Here is a 12992-nt window from a genome sequence, read left to right as displayed (position 1 = left end):
AACGCACAGTCGAGTGACTGGTCGAAGCATCAGTCACTGCACCAGGAGAGTTTCATGTTGCGCTTTACCATTCCTACCGTCGCCCTTCTGCTGGCCCTGCCCCTGGGTGCCCAGGCGGCGTCGCTGCAAGAATTCGAATTGAGCAAGATGCTGGAGAAGGTCGCAGCGGAGAGCAACATCGGCACTCCCCGGGAAATCAACGAGAACATCCTCGACCAGGGCTACACCGTTGACGGCAAGGAACTGATCAACCACTTGAGCGTTCAGGCTGCCCACGCCGCGCAAATGCGCGCCAACCCCAAGGCCGTCTACCTGCAACTGGGAGCTAGCGTCTGCCGCAACCCCAACTATCGCAAGCTGATGGCCAAGGGCGCGGTCATGCGCTACGAGTTCACCGAAAACCGGACCAACCGCCCTGTGGCCTCCGCGCGCTTCCAGGAATCGGACTGCCCAGCGCAAGGCGCCTCAAAGAAGAAATGATCAATCGTGGGTTGCGCGTCGCTGTTGATCGTCGGCGCGCAACTCCGCTACCAGCGCCTGTAAATAAGGCGAAGCTCGTTCCTTTCCCGCCAAACGGCTGCGACACTCCTCCTCCAGGCTCAATCCATGGGCCGCCGCGGCTTCCTGTAACAGCTGGTAGAGTTGCTGATCGATATCCAGCGTGACCGTGGTCATCCATTGCCTCCATGCCCCTGGCCGATGCCGACGAAACCACGCAAACCTCGTCCTGGACTCGCTTCCAGGTCATGCGCTACCACTTAGTAAATCAGAGCTTGCAAGCGCTGCCGCCCCTTCTGATAAGCGGCGCGCACAGCTGAAAAATCAGCAAGAAGCGGTTGCCAGCCAAGACTGCATGGGCACATGATCGAGCCATGTCCAGAGATTCCCGATGATTGCCCACGGCGGTTCAGGAGGCCGCCAACCGCGTCTTGCAGTGCGAGTTTTTTCTCAAATAAAGGAAAGCAGGACCTCTGAGGACGAGCCGGCCACGCCCCACAATCGCCAGTCGTGGCCGGATCGAAGAACTGCCCAGGCCGCCAAGCCAGGCAGGCAGCGACACAGGCAGTGTCGTGGCGCGCTGGCACGTGCCGGGCGTGCATCAGGTTCTGTGCAGAAGGAGAAGCTGAATGCCCTACCAAACGAACGACCTGCTGGCCCGCCACTTTCAAAGCAATGGCATCGATCTCACCAGCCAGGTCGAAGAGCAACTTACCCTGATCGCCCCCAACAGTCCGAACATCCCTCTTTATCGCGATATGGTCCTTACCGTCCTGCGCATGGCCGAGGAGGACCTCAACCGCTGGAACGCCAAGATCACCTTGCAGGCCCTACGGGAACTGGAGCACGCTTTCAGGGTGCTCGAGCAATTCAAGGGCCGGCGCAAGGTAACGGTGTTCGGCTCGGCCCGCACTCCCAGCGAACATCCGCTATATGCCATGGCCAGGGAACTGGGGGCAGCCCTGGCTCGCTCGGACCTGATGGTCATTACCGGAGCCGGCGGCGGCATCATGGCCGCGGCCCACGATGGCGCCGGACTGGAGCACAGCCTGGGCTTCAACATCACCCTGCCCTTCGAACAACACGCCAACCCAACCGTTGGTGGTACCGAAAACTTGCTGTCATTCCACTTCTTCTTCACCCGCAAGCTGTTCTTCGTCAAGGAAGCCGACGCCCTGGTGCTGTGCCCCGGCGGCTTCGGCACCCTCGATGAGGCACTCGAAGTGCTGACCCTGATCCAGACCGGCAAGAGCCCACTGGTACCCGTGGTGTTGCTGGACACTCCCGGTGGGCAGTTCTGGCAAGGCGCCCTGGATTTCATCCACAACCAACTGGAAGCCAATCGCTACATCCTGCCCAGCGACATGAAGTTGATGCGCCTGGTGCACAGCACCGAAGAAGCGGTGCAGGAAATCCAGCAGTTCTATGCCAACTTCCACTCCAGTCGCTGGCTCAAGCAGCAATTCGTCATCCGCATGAACCACAACCTCAATGAGCAGGCATTGCAGAGGATGCACGAGGAATTCGCCGACCTGTGCCTGAGCGGCCAGTTCCACCAGCATGCCTACAGCACCGAAGAGCAGGACGACGTGCAATTCAGCCATCTGGCGCGGTTGTCGTTCGCTTTCAATGCCCGAGACAATGGCCGCCTGCGCGAGCTGATCGACTTCATCAACCTGCCGGAAAACTGGTCCAGGCAACAAGCCAAGGCCGCACCACGAGAAAGGGAAACCAGCCAGGCCAACTGAGCAACACCATCGCCCGCTGCTTCATGCGGCGGGCAGCGTCTCAATCATCCAGGCCGCGACGACTAAACACGCGATTGATCATTTCCATGGGGTACCCACGGTATGCCAGGAAACGCCCTTGTCGGGCACGTTCCCGAGCATCGGCTGGTAGCTGCCCGGCGAACTTGCGCTGCCAGACATCCCGTAGTTGCTCCTGCCAGTCGATTCCGCACTCACGCAAGGCAAGTTCGATATCACTGCGTTGCAAACCACGCTGGCCAAGCTCTTCGCGGATGCGCATAGGCCCGTAGCCCGAGCGGGCACGGTAGGAAATGAAGCTTTCGAGATAGCGGGATTCGGACAACAAACCCTCTTCCGTCAAGCGGTCGAGGGCGGTGTCGATCATTTCAGGAGAGGCGCCGCGCTGACGCAACTTGCGCGTCAGCTCGACTCGACCATGCTCGCGTCGCGCGAGCAGGTCCATTGCAGCTCGCCGCACCGCGACGAGGGTATCGAGTACGGCGATCATCGGCTCAATCAGAAGTCAGCGTCAGCCATATCGTCTTCGGTTTCTTTGACCGGAGCAGACTTGGTATCTGGAGAACCGCTCAACAGCTTGTCGCGGATCTGCTTCTCCAGCGCGTTGCCGATTTCCGGGTTGTCCTGCAGGAACTTGGCCGAGTTGGCCTTGCCCTGGCCGATCTTGTTGCCTTGGTAGCTGTACCAGGCGCCGGATTTCTCCAGGAAGCCATGCAGTACACCCAGGTCGATGATCTCGCCGTTGAGGTAGATGCCCTTGCCGTAGAGGATCTGGAACTCGGCCTGGCGGAAAGGTGGAGCCACCTTGTTCTTGACGATCTTGACCCGAGTCTCGCTGCCCACCACCTCGTCGCCTTCCTTCACCGCGCCGGTACGGCGGATGTCGAGACGAACGGAAGCGTAGAACTTCAGGGCGTTACCACCGGTGGTGGTTTCCGGGCTACCGAACATCACGCCGATCTTCATACGGATCTGGTTGATGAAGATAACCAGGCAGTTGGCGTTCTTGATGTTACCGGTGATCTTGCGCAGCGCCTGGGACATCAGGCGGGCTTGCAGGCCCACGTGCATGTCGCCCATCTCGCCTTCGATCTCGGCCTTGGGTACCAGGGCTGCCACGGAGTCGACGATGATCACGTCAACTGCGTTGGAACGCACCAGCATGTCGGTGATTTCCAGGGCCTGCTCGCCGGTATCCGGCTGGGAAACCAGCAGGTCGTCGACATTGACGCCCAGCTTGCCAGCGTACTCTGGGTCCAGGGCATGCTCGGCGTCGACGAACGCGCAGGTAGCGCCGGCTTTCTGTGCCTGGGCGATGACCGACAGGGTCAGGGTAGTCTTACCGGACGACTCAGGACCGTAGATTTCAACGATACGGCCTTTAGGCAAGCCGCCAATGCCCAGAGCGATGTCCAGACCCAGAGAGCCAGTGGAAATGGCTGGGATGGCCTGGCGGTCATGATCGCCCATACGCATTACGGCACCCTTGCCGAATTGACGTTCGATCTGACCCAGGGCCGCAGCCAAGGCTTTCTTCTTGTTGTCGTCCATTAAAGTCCTCACGTAATCAATAAGGCCTGACGGCCAACACCTGTATAAGTAGCCAGTATTATTCCACAGCGTTCGCAGATCGCCTACCCCTGATTTGCGATTTCTGCCGCCGCATGTTGCAGCAGCCCCTCTAGGGCGGCCTTCACCGTTTGTCGGCGGACCTCATCGCGGTTGCCGGTGAAGTGCCGGCATTCGGTCACCAGCCGCTCGCCCACGCCCCAGGCCAGCCATACGGTGCCCACCGGCTTTTGCGGCGAACCGCCATCCGGTCCGGCGATGCCACTGACCGCCACGGCGAAACGCGCATGGCTGCGAGCCTGGGCGCCACGGACCATGGCCTCCACCACTTCGTGGCTAACCGCCCCCACCGACTCGAAAAGCCCCGTGGGCACTCCCAATTGCTCGGTCTTCTGGCGATTGGAATAGGTCACGTAGCCAGCCTCGAACCAGGCCGAGCTGCCCGGCACACGGGTGATGGCCTCGGCGATCCCGCCGCCCGTACAAGACTCCGCCGTACTGACGTGGGCATTGAGAACCTGCAGGCGACGGCCAAGTTCCGCGGCAAGCTGGGTGATTTCTTTCACGTTGATCTCCTGATGAGGCGGGCATGTGCCTAACCTACACCAGGCCCCATGGCTTGCAAGCGACACGCTGCCCCAAGGGCAGCGAGCCCGGCCCGGCAAAGAGCTCGCACCTCTGGTCAACCGGCACGACACTACACTTGGACTCTCAAAGGAGCTGCTCGCTGGACTAGCCCTGCCGGATTACGGCACTCACGGGAGAAGATCGTAGGTCAGCATGGCGCTGGAGTTTGAATTGACCGGAGCCCACCACACTCCCTGGCCTGCAGGAATCAGCACTTCATAGGGCATGGTGTGGGCGCCAAGAGGGTTGGAGAAGAACGCGGGCGTCGCATTCAAGGAATAAGCCGTTGGCTTGACGCTACTGCAATAAAGCGTTCCACCATTGACGGAACAGGTCCGGATGACTGCACCAGAAACATTCTGGGCAGGCTCGATAAAAGTATGCAGAGAATCGCCATAACCTTTGTGATTGATGAATTTAGTGCCGACTCGAATGGGTTCCATAGGTAATGTTCCTGGAGTTGTTTGATTAAAAAGCGGCGAATGCCGCATGAATCGCTCGAGGCTCCAGGCCTTCACAACATCCAGTGTCTGGCCTCGAAGACATCGGATCCGGAGCGAACAGCGCTCACCTTCTCTGGCTCGCCACAGCACCTACACTGCGTTCAGCGCCACTTTCAATGAAGCCAGGGTATTGGTGACCTGGTAGTTGTTGGTGTCCGAGCCCTGGTAGATCACCCGGTAGTTGCCCTGGTCGATCACCTTGGAAACGCTGCCTACGGAGACCAGCGCCGCCTGACCGTTCACCGCGGTCACCGAAATGTATTTCTCAGCCATTTTTGTTTCTCCTTGCGATTTGAATGTCTGCCCGGACACCCTTGTCCGGGAAGTTTTTGCACCCGGCCAACCACCCGGCAGGACTCTGCCCTGCCGACCGTTTACGGTGCAAAAGAGCTAGCTACTCCCCCACCGGCAGGTCTTGGGAAGCAGCATTCGCCACCCACCCTGGCGCGGCAGCGCCAAGGTCCATGGTGATGACGAGAGAAGACTCAACCGGGCTCTTACGAACCAGACTCCGTGGTAGCCGTCGTATCCACGCCAGTCGATCGCCCGAGGTTCAAGCCCTTCACATGATTCAAGGTGCCGCAACGCGAACACTTGATCTGGAGCTCCGTGAACTCGCCCACACGGGCGAGCAGTCGTTTGCAACTACCGCATCTGCACTCTTTGAGCATCTTGCAATTCCTTTGATTTCAACCGCCCAGCCCACCAGGCCCGGGCTAAAAGCCACCTAGGCGCCAATGCAACTGGCATGCACCAGGCAGCGATAGCTCTGCTCGTGGCTGCCGCTGGCCGTCACCTTGTCGATCGACCAGCGCCCCTGCATGAACCCCGGCCAGCTTGAGTCCAGCAGCAGCAAGCCTTCGGCCGCCAGGGCGGGATTGCCCGGGCAGTCGATGTTGACCTTGCGCGCCGCCCGCTCCAGCTTGCGTATCTCGCCTTCCGCCGCTGCCCGCGCCTCGGCCTCGCTCTGATACCGCTGGCGCAAGGTCTTGAACGGCTTGATCCCCAGGCTCACCCGCCGCTCCTGGCCTGCGGCGCCATCCCACCAGGCGGTGATGCACCCGCTGTACTTCATCCGCGCCTCCTCATCGAGTGAGGCGGTGATGAAGGCCCGGTCCCCCGGTCGGTTGTCACGGGTCACGCTCAGCGTCACATCTTCCAGCGGCTTGCCCGAGAGGGACTTGACCTGGCCGCTGCGGGCCAGCACATAGAGCCCGTTGATCGGCTTGGTGACCGCGTCGTAGCGCCGAGCCAGGCGCGTCAGGAAGCCCATGTCGGTCTCGTTGGACTGGTCGATGTGCTCGATGGCCTTGTCTTCGAGCTCCGGGGCCACCCGGGGCGAAAAACCATGGCGGCTGACCAGTTGGCGAAACAGCGCGCCCAGGGTCGTTGGTCCGTGGCTGGCGCTGCGGCGCTGGCGGAAACCACTCTCATCGGCCGCGCCGAATGGCGCGGCAGTGGCCACCAGCTTCAAGCGCATGGGGAACAGCAACGGGGTGCGCTGGTTCACCACGAACAAGCCCTTGTCCACCAACCCGGTTTCCCGATAGCCGACCCGCAAGCCGATCTTCCCGCCCAGGCTCGGCAGGCCCTCCAGGCCCTCGATGTCCAGGGTCAGCTTGAGCTGGTCGGACTCGATGCCCGCGGCATCCACATGCTGCCAATCCAGCAAGCGCTGCATGATCAGCTCCGAGTTGGCGCCGTAGATCTCCACCACGGGTGTAAATCCAAGTGTCATGCGGCCTCCTCAATCCCAGGCCGAAACCGGCGCCAGCGCCCGCGGCCGCGCTTCCACTTCCGGCAGCAGCACCCAGACTCCGGCCGGCAACACCGGTCCCAACTCCGCGAGCCCGGGATTGAGACGCCAGAACGCCTCCTCGACCTCGTCGTCGCTGCGGGCCAATTCGCGGTACAGCAACAGGTTCGCCGAATCGCCGGCGATGCTTCGAGCCCTACGCATTGGCGAACTCCTCCAGATCCAGCACCCAATCGATCAGCATCGCCGTACCGTCGTCGATGACCGAACTCTGGGTTTCCGTGACGCTCTTGATCACCCAGCGCCCCCAGTTGCGCCCCACGCCGTCGATCAACGGCAGCGGCACGCGGCGGGCCTGCAAGGCGCGCAACTCGTCGAGGCGCGCCATGGCCACGCCGTACATGGCCTTGCCGGTGATCTTCAAGGTTTCCAGGCCCTGCCCGCCCTGGTTGGTCCGGGGTTTGCTCACCAGGATGTTCAGGGGCTTCCAGCCTCCGTCGGTGGTACGCACCAGGGAGTCATAGGCAAAGCTGCGGGACAGGCCGAAGATGAAATCTCCCAATGCCATCTGTTGTTTCATCACGCCACTCCATCGGTCAACGCCGCGCCACGCCGCACGGCCAGTGAATCGCCCGCCAGCGGCAGCCACTGCGCTTGCAGTTGCTGCACCACCCGGTCGGCCAGTTGCTGGGCGCTGGCCTGGTCCTGGCCGTGGATATGCACCACCGGGGCAAAGTTGATCTGCCGGTTCTCCGCCTGCGCTGCCGCCAGGTTCTGGCTGACCGCGGCCGGCGCGGCCAGGCGGTCCGCCTGGCGCCCAAGCTTGTCACCGAGCCAGGCACCAGCTTCGCCGCCGGCCAGGCTGCCCAGGGCGCCACCCAACAGGCCACCGATGGCAGTACCGACACCCGGGAAGATCAGCGTGCCGATCGCCGCTCCGGCGCTGGCCCCGGCATACGTGCCTGCCAGGCCACCGCCGACCGAACCCACGGCGGCCCCGACCTTGCCGGAGTCACCCTCGCGCCAGCCTTGTACCAGGTCGACTCCAGCCTCGATCAGGCTCAAGGGCCGGAACAACTTGCCCATCAGCTTGCCCCCGGCCCCTCCTGGAAGTCGCGGCGCCTTGCCGGACAAACGCCGGCCCACCGTGGAACCCACTCGCTCAGCGGCCAGGCGCGCCATGGCCGCCGCTCGGGTGGTCAACCCGGACATCGCGGCTCCCAACCGCGATGACAGCTGGCCAGCACTGGCAGCCACCCTGGCAGAGGCGTGCCGGGTCATCGCGGCCAACCGGGTCCCGAGGCCAGACACCGCCGCGCCCAGCCCCCTGCCCGCCGCTTGCACGGCGGCCGCGCTCCTGCCGGCCAGGTTCGCAACCGTGCCGGCCAAGCGCGAGAACACCGGGCCCAGCCGTGAGCGAATACCACCGCCACCCGCCCCTCCCGCCGGAGGTTGGGGCCCGCGAGGCTTCTTGCCCAACGAGAACAGGTCACTGACATCGGTGTAGAGGCCCTTGAGCTTCACCAGCGCCGAAACCGCAGCCACCGAGACCGCCAGGGCAGCAGCGAAATGAGGGAACAGCTGCGCCAGCTCACCGAACTTCTGCAGCACCGCACCAGCGCCGGTCAACGAACCGCCGTAGTCGGCCAGCACCGACGAACCCACGGAGCTCTTGAAGCCATCGACCTGGGCATCGAGGCGGTTCCACTGGGCCTGGGGCGTTTGCGCAGCCTCCTGGGCCGCCTTGGCCACCGCCCCCTGGCCATCGCGCAGCGAGCTGGCGTACTGCGGCTTGTCCGCCATCAGGGCAAAGGCCTGGGCCAGCCCGTCCAGGCGTGGCAACAGCGCCTGCAACGCGCCATTGTCGGCGAACAGCTGCGCGGCGATGGCGCCCTGGCGTTCGGCCGGTCGTGCCTGCAACGCCGCGAGCACCGCCTGGATCGTCTGCGGCGCCTGGGTCTGCATATCGCGAGCCACGGCTCGGGGATCGAGCTTGAGCTCACGCCAGGCCGCAAGCTGCTCCGGCGAGACCTTGCCACCCTGGCCCAGGGCCTGGCTGAACTGGGCCAATGCCACTCCGGCACTGGCCTGGTCAGCCCCCGCCTTGAGCAAGGCGGCCAGCAGCGCGGCCGCTTGTTCCGGGCTCATGCCCGCGGCCATGGCGTTGCCGCCATAACGGCCGAGGATCGAACCGATGTCCGCCGCCGAGACCTTGAGCCCGCTGCCCAAGTGCTGGGTGGCATCGGCCAGGTCCAGGCGTTGGCCGCGGTCGAGCTGCATCGCACTGCGCCAGCCCAACAGCAAGTCCCCCGCCTGCTTGACCTTCAACTCCAGGCCGGAGCCGACCAGCGCCGCATCCCGGGCAAAGTCCAGCACCTGCTGCGGCTGGTAGTGGGCCGAAGCGCCCGAACCCTCGACGCCGACCCCGGCCTTGGCCGCCGCCAGCCCGACCCGCACCAGGTCGGTAGCCGTGGCACCGGTGGGCGCCACCAGGGGTTCGTTGGCCAGCTTGATGTGCTGCTCCACCATCTGCCGCTGCTGCTCGGCGGTCAGCGGCAGCACCCGCTTGAGCTCCACCATCGCGGTATCCAGGCCGATGGCCGGCTTGAGATGGCTTAGGGGCTTGTTGTCCAGCACCGAGGCCTTGGCTGGCTGCGTCGCAGCAGGTGCGGCCAGGACCTGGCGGTCATTGAGGGTCATCAGCAACGAACGCTGGGAGACCAGCACGGCCCTTAGGGATTCGACCACCGCCAGCAGTCGTTCCTGCCCGCGAACCAGCTGCCTGAGCCCGCCGCCAAGGGCGCCATCGCGCTCCGGCAAAGGGGCCGACCACTGCAACGTCGCTGCAACATCGGCGGACAATCCGCCTGCCTGCTGCACCGCGGCGAACCTCAGGGAAAAGTTACCTTGTGCCATCGCACGCTACTCCTTGTTCAGGCCCAGGCGGGTCATCGCTATGTCGTAGCGACGCATTGCCTTGCCGGCGTCCCACTCCAGGATCTCGGCCTCGGTCACCGAGTAGATCAGCGGCACCACATCGAGGATCACTTCGATGTCGCGCTGCGAAAGAAGTCCGCCGGTTTGTTTAAAAAATCGTCGATGCGCACCTGCAACTGGGTCCAGTCCGGCACGGTCAGCATGGCCAGGTCCGGGATCATCAGGCCGGTGCAATGGGCGGTGATGAACTCGGCCCGTTCCTTGGGCGTCGCGAGTTTCTTCATCACCTTGGTCGCGCGCAGCGCTGGCATTTCCAGGGTCAGCGACGTCCGGCCCTGGCCGGCCAGGTCCAGCGGCAACAGCAGCGGTACCTGGTCCGGGTCGGCCTGCTCGTCCTGCTCCAGGAAGTAGGAAGTCGGACGGGTCGACATATCGTGTACGTACTGGGCAATGCTCACGTAGTCCGGACGCTTGAGCTGGTCCAGCTCCTTGTCGGACAGCCCCGTGGCGAGCTTGGCCAGGGCGAAGAACTGATCGTCTTCATCATCCCCGGCACGGGCCAGGGCATCTTTTTGCGCAGCGTAGAACAAAGGCTTGAGCGCGATCCGCTCAAGGGTGCTGCCATCGTCGCCGGTAATCGGCGCCAGCAGCACATGGACCGGAGGTGTCCAGGACATGAGATCAATTCCTTGGAAAAACAAAAACGCCGCCGGCCGCAGAACACGTCAGGCACCGGCGACATGGAAGGGCTAATGCTGGTCAGTTGGGGAACTTGCAGGAGCGAGGCTGGCCCGCGATGGACTCCAGGGCGCTGGGTTCATCCACTGGCTTTAACGCCCCTCGCGAGCAATCGAGCGTCGACCGGCTGCTCCTACAGGGGATCACCGCGCTTGACTGACCGGCATTGGCAAGGAAGGGTCGCGCCTTCTAGGGCAGCAACACCGCACGCCGCGCCGCACCGAGGATGTCGACCCCGTTGAGCATGAACTTCTGGGTGCGCACATCGACGTCGATCACCGGCACGCCGTTTTCCAGGCGGTTATAGGTACGGCAGCTCAAGTCCAGGGTGGTCTTGGGCTGGTCGCCCATCTTCAGCGGGGCCTCTTCCAGCGACTTCAGCTTGCCGCCCACGGTGTGGTAGACGAAGTAGGTGTTGCCGTCCTGGTCCTGCCCGGCTTCCCGGACGTTGAGCAGGATGTCGTCACCCACGCTGACACCCAGGGCCAGCATGACTTCCGGACCTGCGCCCTGCAGCACCAGCTTGGCCCCCAGGACCTTGCCGCCCTTGGCCATTTCCTCGCCGATGAAACGCCCACCACGCATTTCCTGCATCTCGAACTCGATCTTCGGTGGCGTGAACTCCTCCACCGTCGCCGACAGCGGCAGGCCTTGCAGGGTGGCCGCGATGGCCTGTCTGACTCGGTTGGTAAACATTAGAGAACGTCCTCCAGGAACTGCTCGATGATTTCATCGCGGGCATTGAGTTGATAAATCATGTGCTCGTTCGGCGCGTAGCGGCCGTAGTCGATGACCACGTACCAGGTGCCGTTCTTGTACTTCTCGACGCTGTTGAGCTCGGGGTGCAGGTAGACCTTGCCGCCCGGGATGGTCTCGTCGGCCACCAGGGTTTGCAGCCAGTCGTTGATGCGCTTGACCTCCTGGTCCATGAACGACTTGGTCAGGTTCTTGGCCATGGCCTTCTGCCCGGCCTTGACCAGCTTGCGGCTGATGGCGTCCTCCAGGCCGACGTAGCTGATGAACTTGCCGGTGATGGAGCGGTTGCCCAGCAGCGAGAAGCCGCCCAGCACGGTGCGTGCGTAGTAGCTGATGCCGTAGCGGTTGAGCAGGTCGCCCTCGGTGGAGGTGTCGAGGATGTTGTATTCCACGCTGCGCGAAACATCTTCGGCGAAGGTCACCTGGTTACCCGGGCTCTCCCACTGCTTGACCTTGGCCAGGGCCGCGATGGCCAGGCTCGACGGGGCCAGGAACACATTGGCCTTGGCCGCCTTGGAGTACACCGCCGGCAGGTTGTGCACCACCAGGCAACGGTCGAAGCCCAGGTCGGCGCCGCCCAGTTCCTTGCTGTACGCCACCTGGTCGGCCACCGAGGCATCCTTGCCATCGAGGACCACCCGCGCCTTGATGCGCTTGCCGAACGCGGCGAACTCACCGGCCACCGCCTTGCTGCCGGTGAAGCCCGGGGCGCCGATGATGGTCAGGTCCTCGGGCACGCTGCTCAGGGCCGCCAGGCCCAGCTTGCGCCCGGTCACCGCCTCGTCGCCGCCGATCACGTTGTTCAGGGTGTCGGCCGGGGTCGCGCCCTCGTCGACGATCACCACGTAGACCGGCACCTTGACCACCTTGAGGATCTGCAGCACCGCCTGGAACAGCGTGCCGGCCTCGGCGCCGGTGGGGTCCAGCAACGCCTGGGTGCTGAAGTTGCTGATGCGGATCGGCGTGTTCTTGGCCAGCGAGGCATGGGCGTTGGGCGCGGTGCCCACCAGGCCGATGACGTTGTCGCCCAGGCCACCCATGGCCTCGGGGGATTCGCTGGCATTGACGGTGATGCCGTTGTGCTCGAAGTTCAAAACCTCAGCCATGGTCAGTCAGCCTTCTTGGTCGCGGCCTTGGCGGCCTTGGTGGATGGGGTCTGCGCCGCAAGGACGCTGGTCAGTTCCAGGCGCCCGGCACTGCGCAGCGCGCTGGCCTGGACATCGAGCAGGTCGAGTTCTTCGCCGACGCTCGACCAGTGCCCACCACCAGTGGGGAATGGCACGAGCACGGTGTATTTCTGGCGGATAGCCATGTGAATGTCTCCATACATGAAAAAGCCCCGGGGTAAGCGGGGCAGTGAGTGGGTGCAGCAAAGAGGAAAAAAAACGCCCCGGGGCAAGCGGGGCGTTTATTGAATGGCGTCAGCCAACCAGGACGGAGCGGGGGGACGATGCTCGCTCAACGGAAACCTTCCCGACTGGGGCCATTGGCGAAGGGCTTGCCGATAATTCTGCAATGCTGAATAGCGCTCGGCGGACAGCGTGGTCTTATCCGCTCTCTCAAGCTCGTCACGATGACGAGCAACCAGGTTGTCGGTGCGCATAAGCTGCTGCGACCGCCAGAAACGCTCCAGCGCGGCAGAGTGTTCGGCCGGTTCTTCAGTGGAAGCTGGCAGTATCACCACCCGACCATGCTCCAGCGCCAGCGTGGCTCCCGGCGCTCGCTGCATGGCAGCGATGAAATCCTCTTCAGGAACCTCGACTGCATCATCGGGAATAGCGTGATCCTGATAGCCGAAGTCCTCGGGGAAAAACTGATTGTTACTGGGACTGAATTTCATCA

Annotated in this window: 19 protein-coding genes; 2 read left to right on the top strand and 17 right to left on the bottom strand. The window is 63.3% G+C overall.

The annotated features are described in order from the left end of the window. Window positions 1-54 precede the first annotated feature (54 nt). Window positions 55-480, top strand: a complete 426-nt coding sequence (locus AC3WK8_RS05955; RefSeq protein ID WP_022642653.1) for a quorum-sensing-regulated virulence factor family protein — start codon at window positions 55-57, stop codon at window positions 478-480. On the opposite strand, the gene AC3WK8_RS05950 is transcribed toward AC3WK8_RS05955, so the two are convergent. Further along, window positions 481-675, bottom strand: coding sequence for a hypothetical protein (locus tag AC3WK8_RS05950; RefSeq protein WP_103324176.1), 195 nt, complete (start codon window positions 673-675; stop codon window positions 481-483). Between the two features lie 452 nt (window positions 676-1127). Here AC3WK8_RS05950 and AC3WK8_RS05945 point away from each other — a divergent pair, with 452 nt between their 5' ends. Beyond that, window positions 1128-2246, top strand: a complete 1119-nt coding sequence (locus AC3WK8_RS05945; RefSeq protein WP_085599256.1) for an LOG family protein — start codon at window positions 1128-1130, stop codon at window positions 2244-2246. Between the two features lie 40 nt (window positions 2247-2286). Here AC3WK8_RS05945 and recX read toward each other — a convergent pair whose 3' ends face one another. From recX to AC3WK8_RS05865, 16 genes are all read right to left on the bottom strand, one after another. Then, the gene (gene recX, locus AC3WK8_RS05940; protein ID WP_022642650.1) at window positions 2287-2754 is read right to left on the bottom strand and encodes a recombination regulator RecX; all 468 of its coding nucleotides are present in this window, start codon (window positions 2752-2754) and stop codon (window positions 2287-2289) included. An 8-nt stretch (window positions 2755-2762) separates the two neighbouring features. After that, complete coding sequence (gene recA / locus AC3WK8_RS05935; protein WP_053135606.1) at window positions 2763-3815, bottom strand: recombinase RecA; 1053 nt, start codon at window positions 3813-3815, stop codon at window positions 2763-2765. Between the two features lie 83 nt (window positions 3816-3898). Next, the gene (locus AC3WK8_RS05930) at window positions 3899-4399 is read right to left on the bottom strand and encodes a CinA family protein (RefSeq protein ID WP_022642647.1); all 501 of its coding nucleotides are present in this window, start codon (window positions 4397-4399) and stop codon (window positions 3899-3901) included. Between the two features lie 189 nt (window positions 4400-4588). Then, window positions 4589-4903, bottom strand: a complete 315-nt coding sequence (locus tag AC3WK8_RS05925; RefSeq protein WP_143494780.1) for a hypothetical protein — start codon at window positions 4901-4903, stop codon at window positions 4589-4591. A 150-nt stretch (window positions 4904-5053) separates the two neighbouring features. After that, window positions 5054-5236, bottom strand: coding sequence for a hypothetical protein (locus tag AC3WK8_RS05920; protein ID WP_022642646.1), 183 nt, complete (start codon window positions 5234-5236; stop codon window positions 5054-5056). 224 nt (window positions 5237-5460) lie between these two features. Further along, window positions 5461-5634, bottom strand: coding sequence for a Com family DNA-binding transcriptional regulator (locus AC3WK8_RS05915; protein WP_022642645.1), 174 nt, complete (start codon window positions 5632-5634; stop codon window positions 5461-5463). A 56-nt stretch (window positions 5635-5690) separates the two neighbouring features. Next, entirely contained in the window at window positions 5691-6701 is a 1011-nt protein-coding gene (locus AC3WK8_RS05910; RefSeq protein ID WP_103324175.1) for a contractile injection system protein, VgrG/Pvc8 family, read from the bottom strand. A gap of 9 nt (window positions 6702-6710) precedes the next feature. Further along, the gene (locus tag AC3WK8_RS05905) at window positions 6711-6923 is read right to left on the bottom strand and encodes a tail protein X (protein ID WP_022642643.1); all 213 of its coding nucleotides are present in this window, start codon (window positions 6921-6923) and stop codon (window positions 6711-6713) included. Further along, window positions 6916-7299: a phage tail protein gene (locus AC3WK8_RS05900; protein ID WP_022642642.1), complete on the bottom strand. Its 384-nt coding sequence runs from the start codon at window positions 7297-7299 to the stop codon at window positions 6916-6918. Before AC3WK8_RS05900 ends, AC3WK8_RS05905 begins: the two co-directional genes overlap by 8 nt. Beyond that, window positions 7299-9635, bottom strand: a complete 2337-nt coding sequence (locus AC3WK8_RS05895) for a phage tail tape measure protein (protein ID WP_103324174.1) — start codon at window positions 9633-9635, stop codon at window positions 7299-7301. Before AC3WK8_RS05895 ends, AC3WK8_RS05900 begins: the two co-directional genes overlap by 1 nt. Window positions 9636-9641: 6 nt before the next feature. Beyond that, on the bottom strand, window positions 9642-9767 hold the full coding sequence (locus AC3WK8_RS05890; protein WP_022642640.1) for a hypothetical protein: 126 nt from the start codon (window positions 9765-9767) through the stop codon (window positions 9642-9644). Next, window positions 9764-10333, bottom strand: coding sequence for a phage tail assembly protein (locus AC3WK8_RS05885; RefSeq protein WP_022642639.1), 570 nt, complete (start codon window positions 10331-10333; stop codon window positions 9764-9766). The genes AC3WK8_RS05890 and AC3WK8_RS05885 overlap by 4 nt, the downstream gene beginning before the upstream one ends. A 250-nt stretch (window positions 10334-10583) precedes the next feature. Then, complete coding sequence (locus AC3WK8_RS05880; RefSeq protein WP_022642637.1) at window positions 10584-11090, bottom strand: phage major tail tube protein; 507 nt, start codon at window positions 11088-11090, stop codon at window positions 10584-10586. Continuing rightward, window positions 11090-12256, bottom strand: a complete 1167-nt coding sequence (locus AC3WK8_RS05875) for a phage tail sheath protein (protein WP_022642636.1) — start codon at window positions 12254-12256, stop codon at window positions 11090-11092. The genes AC3WK8_RS05880 and AC3WK8_RS05875 overlap by 1 nt, the downstream gene beginning before the upstream one ends. 2 nt (window positions 12257-12258) lie before the next feature. Continuing rightward, a complete protein-coding gene (locus tag AC3WK8_RS05870) occupies window positions 12259-12462 on the bottom strand; it encodes a hypothetical protein (protein WP_022642635.1) in 204 nt (67 codons plus the stop codon). A gap of 96 nt (window positions 12463-12558) precedes the next feature. Beyond that, a complete protein-coding gene (locus tag AC3WK8_RS05865) occupies window positions 12559-12990 on the bottom strand; it encodes a phage tail assembly chaperone (RefSeq protein WP_219738173.1) in 432 nt (143 codons plus the stop codon). Between the last annotated feature and the right edge of the window lie 2 nt (window positions 12991-12992).

This window comes from Pseudomonas sp. FW507-12TSA (assembly GCF_058781435.1).
This window is presented reverse-complemented; position numbering and strand designations above follow the sequence as displayed.

What these genes read in the sequence shown, in the direction of transcription:
- AC3WK8_RS05920 (WP_022642646.1), bottom strand. Translation starts at nt 5,236, where the DNA reads ATGGCTGAGAAATACATTTCGGTGACCGCGGTGAACGGTCAGGCGGCG.
- AC3WK8_RS05880 (WP_022642637.1), bottom strand. Translation starts at nt 11,090, where the DNA reads ATGTTTACCAACCGAGTCAGACAGGCCATCGCGGCCACCCTGCAAGGC.
- AC3WK8_RS05950 (WP_103324176.1), bottom strand. Translation starts at nt 675, where the DNA reads ATGACCACGGTCACGCTGGATATCGATCAGCAACTCTACCAGCTGTTA.
- AC3WK8_RS05915 (WP_022642645.1), bottom strand. Translation starts at nt 5,634, where the DNA reads ATGCTCAAAGAGTGCAGATGCGGTAGTTGCAAACGACTGCTCGCCCGT.
- AC3WK8_RS05885 (WP_022642639.1), bottom strand. Translation starts at nt 10,333, where the DNA reads ATGTCCTGGACACCTCCGGTCCATGTGCTGCTGGCGCCGATTACCGGC.
- recX (WP_022642650.1), bottom strand. Translation starts at nt 2,754, where the DNA reads ATGATCGCCGTACTCGATACCCTCGTCGCGGTGCGGCGAGCTGCAATG.
- AC3WK8_RS05870 (WP_022642635.1), bottom strand. Translation starts at nt 12,462, where the DNA reads ATGGCTATCCGCCAGAAATACACCGTGCTCGTGCCATTCCCCACTGGT.
- AC3WK8_RS05910 (WP_103324175.1), bottom strand. Translation starts at nt 6,701, where the DNA reads ATGACACTTGGATTTACACCCGTGGTGGAGATCTACGGCGCCAACTCG.
- AC3WK8_RS05945 (WP_085599256.1), top strand. Translation starts at nt 1,128, where the DNA reads ATGCCCTACCAAACGAACGACCTGCTGGCCCGCCACTTTCAAAGCAAT.
- AC3WK8_RS05900 (WP_022642642.1), bottom strand. Translation starts at nt 7,299, where the DNA reads ATGAAACAACAGATGGCATTGGGAGATTTCATCTTCGGCCTGTCCCGC.
- AC3WK8_RS05955 (WP_022642653.1), top strand. Translation starts at nt 55, where the DNA reads ATGTTGCGCTTTACCATTCCTACCGTCGCCCTTCTGCTGGCCCTGCCC.
- AC3WK8_RS05865 (WP_219738173.1), bottom strand. Translation starts at nt 12,990, where the DNA reads ATGAAATTCAGTCCCAGTAACAATCAGTTTTTCCCCGAGGACTTCGGC.
- AC3WK8_RS05905 (WP_022642643.1), bottom strand. Translation starts at nt 6,923, where the DNA reads ATGCGTAGGGCTCGAAGCATCGCCGGCGATTCGGCGAACCTGTTGCTG.
- recA (WP_053135606.1), bottom strand. Translation starts at nt 3,815, where the DNA reads ATGGACGACAACAAGAAGAAAGCCTTGGCTGCGGCCCTGGGTCAGATC.
- AC3WK8_RS05875 (WP_022642636.1), bottom strand. Translation starts at nt 12,256, where the DNA reads ATGGCTGAGGTTTTGAACTTCGAGCACAACGGCATCACCGTCAATGCC.
- AC3WK8_RS05925 (WP_143494780.1), bottom strand. Translation starts at nt 4,903, where the DNA reads ATGGAACCCATTCGAGTCGGCACTAAATTCATCAATCACAAAGGTTAT.
- AC3WK8_RS05895 (WP_103324174.1), bottom strand. Translation starts at nt 9,635, where the DNA reads ATGGCACAAGGTAACTTTTCCCTGAGGTTCGCCGCGGTGCAGCAGGCA.